Source organism: Georgenia sunbinii, assembly GCF_036421875.1.
GTDB classification, from domain to species: domain Bacteria; phylum Actinomycetota; class Actinomycetes; order Actinomycetales; family Actinomycetaceae; genus Georgenia_B; species Georgenia_B sunbinii.
Map to the genome: position 1 here is coordinate 23812 of NZ_JAZGOL010000001.1, position 15642 is coordinate 39453.

18 protein-coding genes are annotated in these 15642 nt (G+C 72.2%); 12 read left to right on the plus strand and 6 right to left on the minus strand.

Translation table 11 applies throughout. From position 1 onward, the window contains the following. The first annotated feature begins 3 nt into the window (after window positions 1–3). The 5 genes from sufC (at window position 4) to V2J52_RS00145 (ending at window position 4826) form a co-directional block, all read left to right on the plus strand. Window positions 4–762 (plus strand): Fe-S cluster assembly ATPase SufC, encoded by a 759-nt coding sequence (gene sufC / locus V2J52_RS00125; RefSeq protein ID WP_331225635.1) that lies wholly within the window; start codon window positions 4–6, stop codon window positions 760–762. A 25-nt stretch (window positions 763–787) separates the two neighbouring features. Then, complete coding sequence (locus V2J52_RS00130) at window positions 788–2107, plus strand: cysteine desulfurase (protein ID WP_331225636.1); 1320 nt, start codon at window positions 788–790, stop codon at window positions 2105–2107. Window positions 2108–2111: 4 nt separating this feature from the next. Beyond that, window positions 2112–2600, plus strand: a complete 489-nt coding sequence (gene sufU / locus V2J52_RS00135; RefSeq protein WP_331225637.1) for a Fe-S cluster assembly sulfur transfer protein SufU — start codon at window positions 2112–2114, stop codon at window positions 2598–2600. After that, entirely contained in the window at window positions 2597–2932 is a 336-nt protein-coding gene (locus tag V2J52_RS00140) for a metal-sulfur cluster assembly factor (protein ID WP_331225638.1), read from the plus strand. Before sufU ends, V2J52_RS00140 begins: the two co-directional genes overlap by 4 nt. A gap of 280 nt (window positions 2933–3212) precedes the next feature. Then, entirely contained in the window at window positions 3213–4826 is a 1614-nt protein-coding gene (locus V2J52_RS00145; protein WP_331225639.1) for an ABC-F family ATP-binding cassette domain-containing protein, read from the plus strand. A 73-nt stretch (window positions 4827–4899) separates the two neighbouring features. Here the strand turns inward: V2J52_RS00145 and V2J52_RS00150 are convergent, their stop codons facing one another. The 3 genes from V2J52_RS00150 to V2J52_RS00160 are packed head-to-tail and all read right to left on the minus strand — an operon-like array spanning window position 4900 to window position 6256. Continuing rightward, a complete protein-coding gene (locus V2J52_RS00150) occupies window positions 4900–5736 on the minus strand; it encodes an SURF1 family cytochrome oxidase biogenesis protein (protein WP_331225640.1) in 837 nt (278 codons plus the stop codon). Then, a complete protein-coding gene (locus V2J52_RS00155; RefSeq protein WP_331225641.1) occupies window positions 5733–5936 on the minus strand; it encodes a hypothetical protein in 204 nt (67 codons plus the stop codon). The genes V2J52_RS00150 and V2J52_RS00155 overlap by 4 nt, the downstream gene beginning before the upstream one ends. Then, window positions 5933–6256, minus strand: a complete 324-nt coding sequence (locus V2J52_RS00160; RefSeq protein ID WP_331225642.1) for a DUF3099 domain-containing protein — start codon at window positions 6254–6256, stop codon at window positions 5933–5935. Before V2J52_RS00160 ends, V2J52_RS00155 begins: the two co-directional genes overlap by 4 nt. 101 nt (window positions 6257–6357) lie before the next feature. Here V2J52_RS00160 and fabG point away from each other — a divergent pair, with 101 nt between their 5' ends. From fabG to V2J52_RS00175, 3 genes are read left to right on the plus strand one after another with little or no spacing between them, the layout of a single operon-like run. Next, a complete protein-coding gene (fabG, locus tag V2J52_RS00165) occupies window positions 6358–7065 on the plus strand; it encodes a 3-oxoacyl-ACP reductase FabG (protein ID WP_331226464.1) in 708 nt (235 codons plus the stop codon). A gap of 29 nt (window positions 7066–7094) precedes the next feature. Continuing rightward, window positions 7095–7862 carry an enoyl-ACP reductase FabI gene (fabI, locus tag V2J52_RS00170; protein WP_331225643.1) on the plus strand — a complete coding sequence of 256 codons (768 nt, stop codon included), beginning with the start codon at window positions 7095–7097 and terminating at the stop codon, window positions 7860–7862. Then, window positions 7862–8374, plus strand: coding sequence for a SixA phosphatase family protein (locus tag V2J52_RS00175; protein WP_331225644.1), 513 nt, complete (start codon window positions 7862–7864; stop codon window positions 8372–8374). The genes fabI and V2J52_RS00175 overlap by 1 nt, the downstream gene beginning before the upstream one ends. A 7-nt stretch (window positions 8375–8381) precedes the next feature. On the opposite strand, the gene serB is transcribed toward V2J52_RS00175, so the two are convergent. Together serB and glgC are read right to left on the minus strand one after the other, a co-directional pair. Beyond that, on the minus strand, window positions 8382–9284 hold the full coding sequence (gene serB, locus V2J52_RS00180; protein ID WP_331225645.1) for a phosphoserine phosphatase SerB: 903 nt from the start codon (window positions 9282–9284) through the stop codon (window positions 8382–8384). Between the two features lie 170 nt (window positions 9285–9454). Continuing rightward, window positions 9455–10696 (minus strand): glucose-1-phosphate adenylyltransferase, encoded by a 1242-nt coding sequence (glgC, locus tag V2J52_RS00185; RefSeq protein ID WP_331225646.1) that lies wholly within the window; start codon window positions 10694–10696, stop codon window positions 9455–9457. Window positions 10697–10764: 68 nt separating this feature from the next. Between glgC and glgA the strand changes: the two genes are divergently transcribed. Beyond that, on the plus strand, window positions 10765–11997 hold the full coding sequence (glgA, locus tag V2J52_RS00190; RefSeq protein ID WP_331225647.1) for a glycogen synthase: 1233 nt from the start codon (window positions 10765–10767) through the stop codon (window positions 11995–11997). A 7-nt stretch (window positions 11998–12004) separates the two neighbouring features. Here glgA and V2J52_RS00195 read toward each other — a convergent pair whose 3' ends face one another. After that, entirely contained in the window at window positions 12005–12841 is an 837-nt protein-coding gene (locus tag V2J52_RS00195) for an Rv1486c family protein (protein ID WP_331225648.1), read from the minus strand. A 49-nt stretch (window positions 12842–12890) separates the two neighbouring features. On the opposite strand from V2J52_RS00195, the gene V2J52_RS00200 reads away from it, so the two are divergent. Genes V2J52_RS00200 through V2J52_RS00210 form a run of 3 tightly spaced genes read left to right on the plus strand, consistent with a single transcriptional unit; the run spans window position 12891 to window position 15601 of the window. Further along, entirely contained in the window at window positions 12891–13709 is an 819-nt protein-coding gene (locus tag V2J52_RS00200) for an ABC transporter ATP-binding protein (RefSeq protein WP_331225649.1), read from the plus strand. Window position 13710: 1 nt separating this feature from the next. Next, the gene (locus V2J52_RS00205; RefSeq protein WP_331225650.1) at window positions 13711–14166 is read left to right on the plus strand and encodes an NfeD family protein; all 456 of its coding nucleotides are present in this window, start codon (window positions 13711–13713) and stop codon (window positions 14164–14166) included. A gap of 37 nt (window positions 14167–14203) precedes the next feature. Then, complete coding sequence (locus tag V2J52_RS00210) at window positions 14204–15601, plus strand: SPFH domain-containing protein (RefSeq protein WP_331226465.1); 1398 nt, start codon at window positions 14204–14206, stop codon at window positions 15599–15601. The last annotated feature ends 41 nt before the right edge of the window (window positions 15602–15642 follow it).

Consider the following 15642-nt stretch of genomic DNA (forward strand, 5'->3'; position numbering starts at 1 on the left):
CGAATGTCCAAGCTTGAGATCAAGAACCTCCACGTCGACGTCATTACCCAGGACGGCCCCAAGCCGATCCTCAAGGGCGTCGACCTCACCATCAACAGCGGCGAGATCCACGCGATCATGGGCCCCAACGGGTCCGGCAAGTCGACGCTCGCCTACGCCATCGCCGGCCACCCCAACTACGAGGTCACCGATGGCGAGGTGCTGCTCGACGGCGAGAACGTCCTCGAGATGACGGTCGACGAGCGTGCCCGCGCCGGCGTCTTCCTCGCCATGCAGTACCCGGTCGAGGTGGCCGGGGTGTCGGTGTCGAACTTCCTGCGCACCGCCAAGACCGCCGTCGACGGCGAGGCCCCGGCGCTGCGCCACTGGGTCAAGAACATGAACGAGGCCATGGGCAAGCTGCGCATGGACCCCGACTTCGCCCAGCGTGACGTCAACACCGGGTTCTCCGGCGGCGAGAAGAAGCGCCACGAGATCCTGCAGATGAAGCTGCTCAAGCCGCGTTTCGCGATCCTTGACGAGACCGACTCCGGGCTCGACGTCGACGCGCTGCGCATCGTCGGCGAGGGCGTCAACAGCGCCCAGGCCGACACCGGTGCCGGGATCGTGCTCATCACCCACTACACGCGGGTGCTCGAGCACATCAAGCCCCACTTCGTCCATGTCTTCGTGGACGGCCGCATCGCCGAGCAGGGTGGCCCGGAGCTGGCCAGCCAGCTCGAGGACGAGGGCTACGACAAGTACGTCTCGGCTGCAGTCTGACCGAGACCGACCGGAGAGGACGACGATGAGTGCACCGGCCACCACACCCGCGACCGGCTCGGGCGCGCTGAGCGCCGCCGAGCTGGCGGCGGTCCGCGCCGACTTCCCGATCCTGCAGCGGACGACGCGCAGCGGCCGGCCACTCGTCTACCTCGACAGTGCGGCCACCTCGCAGAAGCCGCAGTGCGTCATCGACGCCGAGCAGGACTTCTACGAGCAGCGCAACGCCGCCGTCCACCGCGGCGCGCACCAGCTCGCCGAGGAGGCCACTGAGGCCTACGAGCAGGCCCGGGCTGCCGTCGCCCGGTTCGTGGGGGTCGCGGACGACGAGATCGTCTGGACGAAGAACGCCACCGAGGCGCTCAACCTCGTCACCTACGCAATGTCCAACGCGTCCCTGGGGCGCGGCGGTGACCGGGCGCGGGAGCTGTTCGGCCTTGGCCCGGGCGACGAGATCGTCGTCACCGAGGCCGAGCACCACGCCAACCTGGTGCCGTGGCAGGAGCTGTGCGCCCGCACCGGCGCCACGCTGCGCTGGATCGGGCTCGACGACGACGGCCGGTTCGACACGGCCACCTTCGACGTCATCACCGAGCGCACCCGGGTGGTGGCCTTCACCCATGCCTCGAACGTCACCGGCGCGGTGAGCCCGGTCGAGGCCATCGTGTCGCGGGCGAACGCCGTCGGCGCGCTGACGGTGCTCGACGCCTGCCAGAGCGCCGCCCACCTGCCGCTGGACCTTGGTGCCCTCGGCGTGGACTTCGCGGCGTTCTCCGGCCACAAGATGCTCGGCCCCACCGGGATCGGGGTGCTCTACGGCCGTCGCGAGCTGCTCGCGGCGCTGCCGCCGTTCCTCACCGGTGGCTCGATGGTGCAGGTGGTGACCATGGCGGGCAGCACCTACGCCGACGCCCCTACCCGGTTCGAGGCGGGCACCCAGATGGTCGCCCAGACCGTGGGGCTGCACGCAGCCGTGGACTACCTGGCCGAGCTCGGGATGCCGGCGCTGGCGGCGCACGAGGCCGAGCTCACCACCCGAATCCTCGAGGGCATCGCGTCGGTGCCGGGGGTACGGGTGATCGGCCCGCAGGACACGACGGACCGGCTCGCCGTCGTCGCCTTCTCGGTCGACGGCGTCCACCCGCACGACGTCGGGCAGCTGCTCGACGACGCCGGCATCGCGGTCCGGGTGGGCCACCACTGCGCCCAACCGGTCCACCAGCGGCTCGGGGTGCACTCCTCGGCGAGGGTGTCGGCGGGAATTTACACCACTGCGGAGGAGGTTGACTCCTTTGTGGAGCAACTAGGACAGGTACGGCACTTCTTCGGGGTGAACCATGGCTGACGCGATGACACAGCTCTACCAGCAGGTCATCCTCGACCACTCCCGCGAGCGGCACGGCGCGGGGGAGCTAGACCCGTACGACGCCGAGTCGTTCCAGGTCAACCCGACCTGCGGCGACGAGGTCACCCTGCGGCTGCGCCTGGAGCACCTCGCCGGTGGCCCTCGAGTGGCCGAGATCGGCTGGCAGGGTCAGGGCTGCTCGATCTCCCAGGCCTCGCTCTCGGTGCTCAACGACCTCGTCACCGGACGGACCGTGCACGAGGTCGACACCCTCAACGAGACCTTCCGAGAGCTTATGCACGGCCGCGGCCAGGAGCTGACCGAGGAGAAGCAGGACCTGCTCGAGGACGCCTCGGCGTTCACCGGCGTGGCGAAGTTCCCGGCGCGCATCAAATGCGCGCTGCTCGGGTGGATGGCGCTGCGCGACGCCCTCGCCCACGCGCTGACCAGTGAGCCCGCGACGGCGGGCACGGACAAGGAGAACGACCGATGAGCGAGACCACCACCAACCCGAGCCCGACGACGGCTGCGGACGTCGAGGAGGCCATGCGCGACGTCATCGACCCCGAGCTGGGGATCAACGTCGTCGACCTCGGCCTGGTCTACGGAGTCACCGTGGACCAGCACAACAACGCGATCATCGACATGACGCTCACCTCGGCGGCGTGCCCGCTGACCGACGTCATCGAGGACCAGTCCCACCAGGCGCTCGAGGGACTCGTGGCCGAGATGCGGATCAACTGGGTCTGGATGCCGCCGTGGGGCCCGGAGAAGATCACCCCCGACGGTCGCGAGCAGCTGCGCGCCCTCGGCTTCAACGTCTGAGGACGATCCAGCCCGCCACCACGGGGATCTGCGGACAATCCAGCTCTCGACCACGGGGGCGTGGGGCGAGGGGCGAGCCCCCACCCCTCTTGACCACGGGGGGCGTGGGACGAGCCCCCACCCCTCTTGCCGAGAGCTGGATTCTCCACGCTCCACCTCCCCGCGGGCGGTGGTGAACGGCACCGCTGGCGTCGAGGATAACGGCGTGCGCCGGGACGTAGACTAGTGCGGCGCATCTCGCGCCCCACCACCCCCCTGTCATGACTTTGAGGTCTGCCCTGTGATCACCGCCCACGACGTCTCGATGCGCATCGGCGCCCGAGAGCTCATCCACGAGGCGTCCTTCCGGGTCGACAACGGTATGCGGGTCGGTCTCGTCGGGCGCAACGGTGCCGGCAAGACCACGCTCACCAAGCTGCTCGCCGGCGAGGAAGGCACCTCCGGGGTCGTCCAGCACACCGGTTCCATCGTCCGCTCCGGTGAGATCGGCTACCTTCCGCAGGACCCGCGCACCGGTGACCTCGATGTCATCGCCCGCGACCGCGTGCTCTCCGCTCGCGGCCTCGACGGCATCCTGCGCCGCGTGCGCCGCGCCGAGGAGCAGATGGCGACCACCACCGGCGACGAGCAGGTCAAGGCGATGGAGCGATACAGCCGCCTCGACGCCGAGTTCAACGCACAGGGCGGCTGGGCCGCGGAGTCCGAGGCCGCCCGGTTCACCTCGAACCTCGGGCTGCCCACCCGCGTGCTCGAGCAGCCGCTGCACACCCTCTCCGGCGGCCAGCGCCGCCGGGTCGAGCTCGCCCGCATCCTGTACTCCGGGGCCCAGACGCTGCTGCTCGACGAGCCCACCAACCACCTCGACCACGACTCCATCGTGTGGCTGCGCGAGTACCTCGCCAGCTTCACCGGTGGGCTGATCATCATCAGTCACGACGTCGAGCTGCTGCGCACCACGATCAACACCGTCTTCAATCTCGACGCCAACCGTGGCGAGCTGGACGTGTACAACCTCGGTTGGGACGCCTACCTCAAGCAGCGCGAGCAGGACGAGCGCCGCCGCCGCCGGGAGCGGGCGAACGCCGAGAAGAAGGCCTCGACCCTCATGGCGCAGTCCGAGAAGATGCGCGCCAAGGCCAGCAAGGCGGTCGCCGCGCAGAACATGGCGCGCCGGGCCGAGCGGCTGATGTCCGGTCTGGACGAGACCCGCCGCGCCGACAAGGTCGCCGCGCTGCGCTTCCCCGACCCCGCGCCCTGCGGCCGGGTCCCGCTCACCGCGGAGGGGCTGTCGAAGTCCTACGGCTCGCTCGAGGTCTTCACCGACGTCGACCTGGCCATCGACCGAGGCTCGAAGGTCGTCATCCTCGGCCTCAACGGCGCCGGGAAGACCACCCTGCTACGGATCCTCGGCGGCGTGGAGCAGCCGGACACCGGTGAGGTGGTGCCCGGGCACGGGCTGAAGATCGGTTACTACGCGCAGGAGCACGAGACTCTCGACGTCGAGCGCAGCGTCGTGGAGAACCTGCGGTCAGCCGCGCCGCAGCTCTCCGACACCGAGGCCCGGTCCGTGCTCGGCTCGTTCCTGTTCTCCGGGGATGACGCCCACAAGCCCGCCAAGGTGCTGTCCGGTGGTGAGAAGACCCGGCTCGCGCTGGCGGTGCTCGTCGTCTCCTCGGCCAACGTGCTGCTGCTCGACGAGCCCACGAACAACCTCGACCCGGCCTCGCGCGCGGAGATCCTCGGTGCGCTGCGGACCTTCACCGGCGCCGTCGTCCTCGTCACCCACGACGAGGGCGCCGTCCAGGCGCTGGAGCCGGAGCGGGTGCTGCTGCTGCCCGACGGCGACGAGGACATGTGGAGCGACGACTACGCCGAGCTCATCGCGCTCGCCTGAGACGGTTCGCCCCTGCTCGAGGTCGTCCATTCGATACCGAGACCGAATGTCTCGGCGCCCCTTCTCGCCGAGATCAGGTATCTCGGCGAGAAGAGACGGTGAGCTGGGCGTCGACGATGGCGTCTTCGGCGTCGGCGTCGGTGGAGCGGCGCTTCGCCGGCGCCGGTGAGCCTGCGAGGTCGGCTGCCTCGCGGCGGGCGAGGATGCCGGTACCGACGAGCGCGCCGGCGGCGAAGACCCACCACTGGAACGCGTAGGACAGGTGCGAGCCGGGATCGGTCGCCGGCCGCGGGAACTGCTGCAGCTCGGCACCGGTGGCCGAGGCGGGCAGCGGCGGCACCTCGGCGAGGAGGTAGCCGTCGAGCACCGGCAGGTCCGCCTGGACATCGGCGGCCGCGAGCACGGTCGCCGGGTCGATCCGAAACACCTGGCCGGCCGGCGCGCTGCGGGTGTCGACCGGCTCGGCCTGCCGCAACCGGCCGGTGACCGGCACCTGGCCCTGCGGGTAGGCCGGCGGGACGGTGCTCTCGCCGGCGAGCCAGCCGCGGTCGACGACGACGAGCGCCCCGCCGTCGTCGGTGGTCACCTCGAGCACCGCGAGCACCCGGGTGGAGTCCGAGCCCTCCACCGGCCGGTTGCGCAGCGTCAGCTGCTCACCGACGAACTGCCCGGTCACCTCGACCGGCAGCCACACCGTCCCCGCGGGCACCGAGCCGGGCACCTCGACCAGCGTATCGAGCGCGACCGGGGGAGCGTCGTAGTTGGTGGTGACGAGGTTGTTGGCAGCGGCACGGGACTCGTGACGGTTCCACTGCCAGCGCCCGAGCATGACGCACACCGCTGCGACGAGGATCGCGACGAGCAGGATCGTCAGCCAGCGGCGGGTGAGCAGGAAGTGGTAGCGGTTCATGGTGCGCCGACCGGCACGACCTCCCGCAAGAAGGACCGCGCGTCGAGGAAGGACTCGAGGTGGGCGCGGTGATCGGCACAGGCGAGCCAGGTCTTGCGACGGTCCTCGGTGTGCAGCTTGGGGTTGTTCCACCGCAGCTGCCACTCCGCCTGCTCGCGGCAGCCCTTGGCGCTGCACACGAGGTCGGCTGCATCGTTCACCGCAGGTACCCACCTCTCAGGTCGACGGGCAGGGTGCCCGGCCGGTACGGCGCCGCCTCGAGCTCGGGCCGCTCCAGCAGCGTATCTGCCGGGTCGGGGCGCTCACGACCGGCGTTGGCCATCACCACCGCGATGTAGGGCAGCACGATGGCGCCGGCGACCATGGCCCAGCTGAGCCAGCCCTCGGTGACGAACGCGCCGACGATGCACAGCGTGCGGATGGTCATCGAGATGAGGTACCGGACCGTGCGGGAGTGCACCTCCTGGCTGAGCGGTCGCCCGACGGAGGTGATCGACTGCACCGTGCCCTTCTTGCCCACGATCTGAGGTTAACCCCGCGAGGCCTGCCGCGTCGTCCCGCCCGGTCGGCTACCGTGCCCTGGGACCAGAACAGCAGGAGGACACCGTGACCGACATCGAGATGACACCGCGCAGCGTGCTCGTCACCGGAGCGACGCGTGGCATCGGTCGGGCGATCGCCGAGGCGTTCGTCGCCGCGGGGGACCGCGTCGCCACCATCTACCGTGGCGGCGAGCTGCCCGACGGCGTGCTCGGCGTGATCGGCGACATGCGCGACACCGCCGCCGTCGACAGCGCCGTCACCGAGATCGAGGCTGCCCACGGCCCCGTCGAGGTGCTGGTCGCCAACGCCGGGATGAACCGGGACACTCTCCTCATGCGGATGTCCGACGAGGACTTCACCGAGGTCCTCGACGTCAACCTCACCGGGGTGTTCCGCTGCGTGCGCCGGGTGAGCAAGGGCATGATCCGCAAGCGCTCCGGCCGCATCGTCCTCATGGGCTCGGTCGTCGGGCTCTACGGCAACGCCGGCCAGGTCAACTACTCCGCCTCCAAGGCGGCGCTGGTCGGCATGGCGCGCTCCATCACCCGCGAGCTGGGCTCGCGGGGCATCACCGCCAACGTCGTCGCGCCGGGCTTCATCGACACCGACATGACCCAGGCGATGTCCGAGGCCAGCCAACGCTCGCTGCGCGACGCGATCCCCGCCGGCCGGCTCGGCCACGTGAGCGACATCGTCGGAACCGTCCAGTACCTCGCCTCGCCCGCCGCCTCCTACGTCACCGGCGCGGTCATCCCGGTCGACGGCGGCCTCGGCATGGGCCACTGACCCACCACTACTAGGAGACAACACTCATCATGGGACTTCTCGACGGCAAGACCCTGCTGGTCACCGGGGTGCTCAAGGACAACTCGATCGCCTTCCAGGTGGCACGGCTGGCCCAGCAGGAGGGCGCGACCGTCATCCTCACCTCCTTCGGCCGCCAGCTGCGCCTCACCCAGGTCACGGCCCGCCGGCTGCCGGTCGAGGCACCCGTCGTCGAGCTGGACGTGACGAACGCCGAGGACCTCGCCGCGCTGCCGGAGCGGGTCCGCGAGCACGCCGACCACCTCGACGGCGTCGTGCACTCCATCGGCTTCGCCCCGCAGTCCGTCATGGGCGGCAACTTCCTCGGGGCCGAGTGGCCCGACGTCGCCACCGCCCTGGAGGTCTCCGCCTTCTCGCTGAAGTCGCTCGCGGTGGCCGCCCAGCCGCTGCTGACCAAGGGCTCGGGGATCGTCGGCCTCACCTTCGACGCTTCCTTCGCGTGGCCGGTCTACGACTGGATGGGCGTGGCCAAGGCGGCCTTCGAGTCCACCGCTCGCTACCTCGCGCGCGACCTCGGCCCCGAGGGCATCCGGGTCAACCTCGTCTCCGCCGGCCCCATCCGCACCACCGCCGCCACCTCCATCCCCGGGTTCAACCAGATGGAGGACACCTGGGACGAGCGCGCGCCGCTCGGCTGGGACGTCAAGGACGCCGAGCCGACCGCCCGCGCCGTCGTCGCGCTGTGCTCGGACTGGTTCCCGGCCACCACCGCCGAGATCGTCCACGTCGACGGCGGCGTGCACGCGATGGGCCAGTAGTGGCGGGCACCAACCGCACCCTCGTGGTGCTGCGCCATGCGACGGCGGAGCCCGAGGGGGACCTCGGCGACGCCCAGCGGCCGCTGTCGGGCCGTGGCCGTCAGCAGGCCGGCGAGATCGGCCGGCTGCTCGCCGAGCAGCTGGGCGGCTTCGACGTGGTGCTGGTGTCTGCGGCGCTACGGACGACCGAGACCGCCAAGCTGGTGACCGCGGCGTTGCCGGACCGGCCCGAGCCGCAGGTCCGCCGCGAGCTCTACGGCGCCGGCCCGCGTCAGGTGCTCGAGCTGCTCGCCGAGCTGCCCGCGGACGCCGCGCGGGTGCTGATCATCGGCCACGAGCCGACGATGTCCTCGTTGGCCGCGCTGCTCGGCGGCACGAAGGACCCGCTCACCGCCCAGGTGAGCTTCGGGATCGGCACCGGCAACGCCGTCGTCATCGACGTCCCGGTCGGCTGGGACGAGCTCGGCCGGGGGGCGGCGCAGCTGCGCGCGGTCCTCGGCCCTCAGGGGTAGCCGCCGGTCAGCGGCCCAGCAGCCCCAGGACCGCGTCGAGCCGCGGGAACGAGATCGACGCCGCGGCCTGCTCCCGCACGACCGGCTTGGCGCAGAACGCCACCCCGAGGCCGGCGGCCGCCAGCATGTCGAGGTCGTTGGCGCCGTCCCCGACGGCGACCACCCGGTCGATCGCGACGCCGTCCTCGGCGGCCCAGGCACGCAGCAGGTCGGCCTTGGCAGCGCGGTCGACGACCGGGCCGACGGTCCGCCCGGTGAGCCGGCCACCAGCGACCTCCAGCCGGTTCGCGGCGAGGTGCGCGATGCCGAGCTCGGCCGCGACCGGGGTGATGATCTCGGCGAACCCGCCGGAGACCAGCCCCACCCGGCCGCCGCCGGCGTGGACGGCAGCCACGAGATCCCGGGCGCCGTCGGTCAGCCGGACAGCTTGCCGCACGACATCGACGACGCCGGCGTCGAGCCCCGCGAGGGTGGCGACCCGGTCCCGCAGGCTCTCGGCGAAGTCGATCTCGCCGCGCATCGCGCGCTCGGTGACCGCGGCGACCTCGGCGCGGGTCCCGGCGTGCTCCGCGAGCAGCTCGATGACCTCGTCGGTGATGAAGGTGGAGTCGACGTCGGTCACCAGCAGACCGATCCCGTCGGCCACCAGCGCCCCGGTCGTCACGGCGACATCGACGCCGAGCGCGGTGGCCGGTCCGCGCAGCTCCTCGGCGAGTGCCGGCGCGCCGCCGGCCGCGTCGTCGACGACGGCGGTCCAGGCATGGCCGAAGAAGCCTGGCCGGGAGGTGCCGGCGCCGGTGACGGCGCCCGAGGTGCGGGTGGCCAGCAGACTCCGGGCGTGGTCGACGAGGCTGGGCGGCAGGGGGCGGGCCGACACCAGGCCCACGCGAAGGTCGGTCGGTGCGCTCACCCGGCCAGCGTACGGGCCGCCGTGACGGGCGGGGGGGGGGGGGGGGGGGGGGGGGGGGGGGGGGGGGGGGGGGGGGGGGGGGGGGGGGGGNGGTGCGCTCACCCGGCCAGCGTACGGGCCGCCGTGACGGGCGGCCGCGGTGCCCGGGGGCCGGACACCGCGGCGCCGCGTCAGCGGGTCACGTGCGTGCCCTTGGGGACGACGGTGATGCCGGACTCGGTGACCGTGAAGCCGCGCTCCCGGTCCCGCTCCTCGTCCACGCCGACCTGCGCGCCGTCGTCGATGCGGACGTTCTTGTCGACGATCGCCCGGTCGATGGTCGCGTTGCGGCCGACCTCGACGTCGTTGAAGACCACCGAGTCGCGCACCGAGGACCACGAGTTCACCCGGGTGCCGGGGGAGAGCACCGAGCCGATGACCTCGCCGCCGGAGACGATGACGCCGGGGGAGACCAGCGAGTCCAGCGCGTGCCCCAGCCGCTCGCGGTGGCCGTAGACGAACTTCGCCGGCGGCTGGCCCGGGTTGCCGGTGAACAGCGGCCAGTCGTTGTTGTAGAGGTTGAACTCCGGCGTCACCGAGATGAGGTCCTGGTGGGCGTCGTAGTAGGCGTCGACGGTCCCGACGTCGCGCCAGTACCGGTGGTCGCTGCCGGAGTCGCCCGGCACGATGTTGTCCTTGAAGTCGTGGACACCGGCGAGCCCCCGCTCGACGAACCAGGGGACGATGCTGCCGCCCATGTCGTGCTTGGAGATGGGGTCCAGGCTGTCGACACGCAGCGCCTCGACGAGGGCCTCGGTGGTGAGCACGTAGTTGCCCATCGAGGCGAGCACCTCGTCAGGGGAGTCCGCCAGGCCCTGGACATCGGTCGGCTTCTCGAGGAACTCACGGATCTTGCGGTTGTCGGAGGGGTCGACGTCGATGACACCGAGCTGGTCGGCGAGACCGATCGGCTGCCGGATCCCGGCGACGGTGAGCGCGGCACCGGTCTCCAGGTGCTGGTCCACCATCTGCGAGAAGTCCATCCGGTAGATGTTGTCCGCACCGACGATCACGACGATGTCGGGCTGCTCGTCGTCGATGAGGTTGAGGGACTGGTAGATGGCGTCGGCGCTGCCGAGGAACCAGTGCTTGCCCATGCGCTGCTGGGCGGGGACCGGGGCCACGTAGTTGCCGAGGTGGGTCGACAGCCGCCACGTCTTGGCGATGTGGCGGTCGAGGCTGTGCGACTTGTACTGGGTGAGGACGACCACCCGGAGGTAGCCGGAGTTGACGATGTTCGAGAGGGCGAAGTCGATGAGGCGGTAGATCCCACCGAACGGCACCGCCGGTTTTGCGCGTTCGTGAGTGAGGGGCATCAGACGTTTGCCCTCGCCGCCGGCGAGGACGATTGCGAGAACTCGTGGAGCAGCCATGCCCGAAGCCTAGGACTGGTTAGATGGCTCCGCAGACCTTTCATGCTTTCCGAGCGAGGAGTCTCCCCGTGCGCGTCGATATGCTCACCCGTGAATATCCCCCGAACATCTACGGCGGGGCAGGTGTGCACGTGGCGGAGCTGGCCGCGGTGCTGCGTGACCGTGCCGACGTCCGGGTCCACTGCTTCGACGGTCCGCGGACCCCCGGGCAGCCGGGTGGCGAGCCCGGGGTGACCGGGTACGACGAGCCGGCCACGCTGGCCCAGGCCAACCCGGCGCTGCGGACCTTCGGCGTCGACCTCGCGATGGCCGACGCCGTCGCCGGCACCGACCTCATCCACTCCCACACCTGGTACGCCGTGCTCGGCGGGCACCTCGGGGGGCTGCTCCACGGCGTCCCGCACATGATCTCGGCGCACTCCCTCGAGCCGCTGCGGCCATGGAAGGCCGAGCAGCTCGGTGGCGGGTACGCGCTGTCGTCGTGGGCCGAGCGCACCGCCTACGAGGGCGCCGACGGCATCATCGCGGTCAGCGGCGGCATGCGGGACGACATCCTGCGGTCCTACCCGGCGGTCGACCCGGGCCGGGTGCACGTCGTCCACAACGGCATCGACCTCGACGGCTGGGCGCGCCCCACCGGCGAGGAGGCCGAGCGGGGCCGGCGGGTGGTGCAGGAGCTGGGCATCGACCCCGACCGGCCGTCGATCGTGTTCGTCGGCCGGATCACCCGCCAGAAGGGCCTGCCGCACCTGCTGCGCGCCGCCCGCGGGCTGCCCGACGACGTCCAGCTCGTGCTCGTCGCCGGCGCACCGGACACCCCCGAGCTCGCCGAGGAGGTCAAGGGCCTCGTCGCCACGCTGCGCGAGCAGCGCGACGGCGTCGTGTGGATCGACGAGATGCTCTCCCGGCAGGACCTCGTCGCGGTGCTGGCGGCCGGCACGCTGTTCGTCTGCCCGTCGGTCTACGAGCCGCTCGGCATCGTCAACCTCGAGGCGATGGCCGTCGGGCTGCCGGTCGTCGCCTCGGCCACCGGCGGTATCCCGGAGGTCGTCGACGACGCCGTCACCGGCACCCTGGTGCCCATCGACCAGGTCGACGACGGCACCGGCACCCCCACCGACCCCGACGTCTTCGAGGCCGACCTGCTGCGGGCGATGACCGAGATGGTGTCCGACCCGGCCCGGGCCGCCGAGATGGGGCGGGCCGCCCGCACGCGCGTCGAGGACCACTTCGCGTGGACCGCGATCGCCGAGCGGACCCTCGACGTCTACCGCGCGGTGCTCGAGGGGCGCCGGTCGTGACGCCGGCCTAGTCGCCGTGCGCGGGGTGCTGGACGCTCGCGGCGGCCAGTGCCCCGCGGGCGACGTCGCGCAGCTCGGCCAGCGCGCGAGCACGGGCGCCGGTCTGCGCCGCCGCGACCGCCCCGCCGTCGTCATCCTCGGCGAGCTCGGCGAGCGCGAGCAGCCGGGCCGCCCGGACGACGACCTCCACCCGCGGGCCGTCGAGCCCGGGCGGCAGCAGGCCGCGCGGCAGCTCGCTGCGCAGCACCTGGGCGGCGAGCGCCGCGCCGTCCCCGCCGCCGGGCGCGAGGTCGAGGTCGGTGAAGGTGTCGAGCGCGCCGTGGAGCGCCGCGGCGATGTCCTGGCGGGCCTGGCGCAGCGAGCCGACGAGGCCGAGCAGGGTGGGCACCGGACGCTCCGCGAACGGCAGCCGGGACAGCTGCCACCGCACGAGGGTGCCCGGCTCCAGCGCGGTGCCGAACGCCTCGACCTGCGGGACCAGCGCCCACGAGCCGCCCTCGGTGCGCAGCAGCAGGCACTGCTCGGCCTCGAGCGCATCGAGCAGCGCCACCCCGGGGACACCGGCGGCGCGCCCCGGCACGGGCAGCACCGCGCCGACGTCGAGCACCACCTGGTCGGCGACCGCGTCGAGGACCTCCCGGACCGACCGGTGGCCGCCGTCGGCGTCGTCGACCACGTGGGTCTCGCTGCCGACGACGGCGCGCAACGCGGCCTCGACCGCCGCCGCCCGGTCCGGGCCGGGCGTCGAGCGCGCCCACCCCGAGGACCGGGTCGGCGGCGGTGCGGTCAGCGTGGGGAGCCAGAGGGCGCCCAGCACGGCGTAAGGGATGACGAGATCGGCCACACCTCCACCGTAGACGCGTACGGAGGAGTCCTGCCGATAGGGTCAGGGCATGAGTGACGTGCTGCACCTGTCGGACGTGAGCCTGCGTCGCGGACCCAAGACCATCCTCCACGACGTCAACTGGTCCGTCGCCGACGGCGACCGCTGGGTGGTGCTGGGCCCCAACGGCGCCGGCAAGACCACCGTCCTGCAGATGGCCGCCGCGCGGCTGTTCCCCTCCAGCGGCACCGTGGAGGTCCTCGGCGAGCGGCTCGGCAGCGTCGACACCTTCGAGCTGCGTCCGCGCATCGGGCTGGCCTCGGCCGCGCTCGCGGACCGGATCCCGGGCCGGGAGCGGGTGGGCGACGTCGTCGTCACCGCCTCCTACGGGGTCACCGGCCGCTGGCAGGAGGAGTACGACGAGTACGACGTCGGGCGGGCACAGGACCTGCTCGCCGCGTTCGGCGTCTCCCACCTGACCGACCGCACCTTCGGCACCCTGAGCGAGGGCGAGCGCAAGCGGGTGCAGATCGCCCGCGCGCTGATGACCGACCCCGAGCTGCTGCTCCTCGACGAGCCCGCCGCGGGCCTGGACCTCGGTGGCCGCGAGGAGCTGATGGCGGCCGTCTCGGAGATCGCCGGTGACCCGCGCTCGCCGGTCATCGTGCTCGTCACCCACCACGTCGAGGAGATCCCGCCCGGCTTCACCCACGCGCTGCTGCTGCGCGACGGCACCGTCGAGGCGGCCGGCCCGCTCGAGGAGGTCCTCACCCCCCAGCACCTGTCGCGGACCTTCGGCCTCGACCTCGAGGTAGAGCGCCACCGTGACCGCTGGAGCGCACGGGCCGCGGGGAGCGCGAGGCCCGGCGCCCGACGGCAGGGAAGCTGAGATGGCATGGCTCTGGTGGTTCGGCGGCGCACTGCTGCTCGGCGTCGTCGAGATGCTCACCGTCGACCTCGTCTTCCTGATGTTCGCCGGCGGCGCGCTGGCCGGCGGGGGAGTGGCACTGCTCGGGGCGCCGTTCTGGGTGCAGGTGCTGACCTTCGCCGTGGTGGCCGCGGTGCTGCTCCTCGCGGTGCGGCCGTGGGCGCTCGCGCGGCTCAAGGCCTCCACCCCTGACACGTTGACCAACGTCGCGGCGCACGTCGGCCGCACTGCCGAGGTGCTCGTCGACGTCACCGAGCACGCCGGCCGGGTCAAGCTGGTCGGCGAGGTCTGGACGGCGAGAGCCGCCGGGCCCGGCGTCGTCCTGCACACCGGGACCACCGTCCGGGTGGTGCGGGTCGACGGCGCGACCGCCGTCGTCGAGGCGATACCGCTCGACTTCACCCAGCCCGGCCGATGAGCTCCACCGCAGTCCGTTTCCGAACCATCCGAGGAGAATCGTGACCGACAACCCCGGGAGCCTCGTGCTCACCGTCGTCCTGGTCCTGGTGGCGCTGTTCGTCATCATCGCCATCTGGCGGGCGGTGCGCATCGTCCCGCAGGCCGTGGCGCTGATCGTCGAACGCCTCGGGAAGTTCAACACCGTGATGTACGCGGGGCTGCACTTCCTCATCCCGTTCGTCGACCGCGTCCGCGCCGGCGTCGACCTCCGTGAGCAGGTCGTCTCGTTCCCGCCGCAGCCGGTGATCACCTCCGACAACCTCGTGGTCTCGATCGACACGGTCATCTACTTCCAGGTGACCGACCCGAAGGCGGCGACGTACGAGATCGCCAACTACATCACCGGTATCGAGCAGCTGACGGTGACCACGCTGCGTAACGTCATCGGCTCGATGGACCTCGAGCAGACGCTCACCAGCCGGGACCAGATCAACGGCCAGCTGCGTGGCGTGCTCGACGAGGCCACCGGCCGGTGGGGGATCCGCGTCAACCGGGTCGAGCTCAAGTCGATCGACCCGCCGCAGAGCATCCAGGGCGCGATGGAGCAGCAGATGCGCGCCGAGCGTGACCGGCGTGCCGCCATCCTCACCGCCGAGGGTGTCAAGCAGTCCCAGATCCTTACCGCCGAGGGTGAGAAGCAGTCCTCGATCCTGCGGGCCGAGGGCCAGGCGCAGTCCGCGATCCTCCAGGCGCAGGGTGAGTCGCGCGCCATCCTCCAGGTGTTCGACGCCATCCACCGCGGCAAGCCCGACTCCAAGCTGCTCGCCTACCAGTACCTGCAGATGCTGCCCGAGCTGGCCAACGGCACCTCCGACAAGCTGTGGGTCATCCCCACCGAGTTCACCGCGGCGCTGGGCACCATCGCCCGTGGCTTCGGCGGCTCGCCCGGCGGCGGCGGCCCCTCCGACGACGATGACGACGACAACGGCCCGACCCCGCAGGTCGACTTCGGCCCCTACGGCACGACGCTGGCCTCGGGCCTGGCGGAGACCAGCCTGCAGGACCCCGACGAGGCGCTGGCGCAGGCCCGCAGCGAGGCCCAGCAGGCGACCTCGGAGGCCACCGCGGCCGGTGAGCGGTCCGGCAGCCCGTTCTCCCGCTCCGCCGAGCGCGGCCAGCAGCCCGCCGAGAGCCAGCGCGACACCGGCCGGACCCGGCGCCGCGACGAGACGCGGTTCGCGCCGCCCGCGGCGCCGGCCGGCTCCCAGGGGTTCCCGCCGCCGCCGAGCGCCAACCAGCCCGGCCCCACCGCCGGCCCGCCGGCCACCGTGGTCCCGCCGGCACCGGAGCCGGCACCGGAGCCGCCGGCACCAGGGGCCCCGCCGGCACCAGAGGCCCCGCCGGCACCGGACGCGCCGCCGGCACCGGAGCCCGACGACCAGCGCAACCAGTAGCCACCACGACCCGGGCACCTGAGGTGCTCGGGTCGCGGTGC